Genomic DNA, 259 nt, shown 5'->3' with positions numbered 1-259 from the left:
AGCTTCCCAATAAAGCATTCAGGTAATCCAGGAGATCTTTCAAGATATTGATAAATGCCATGGAAGCGCTGTAACTGACATTTTCCGGAGTGTCGAGCAGTATAGAAAAAATTCTTGTGTTCGGCGGTTCTGAAGGGAAAAACTCATCAATAAAGTCTCTAAGCTTTATTGAAAAGGTATTAAGCAGGTTCGCCTTTGCCTGCAAACTGTATCTGGTAAAGCCGATGCTTTCCAGTTTACGATACAACGTGCCATCTGT

General features: G+C 40.9%; 1 protein-coding gene. It reads right to left on the bottom strand.

From position 1 onward, the window contains the following. Positions 1–259: hypothetical protein (locus GJQ66_RS14965; RefSeq protein ID WP_230379642.1), on the bottom strand; the 259-nt coding region annotated here is incomplete at both ends.

The organism is Microbacterium sp. ZXX196 (assembly GCF_009709595.1).
Classification (GTDB): domain Bacteria; phylum Actinomycetota; class Actinomycetes; order Actinomycetales; family Microbacteriaceae; genus Microbacterium; species Microbacterium excoecariae.
The sequence above is the reverse complement of the archived record's forward strand: the minus strand, read 5'-3'. Positions and strand labels throughout refer to the sequence as shown.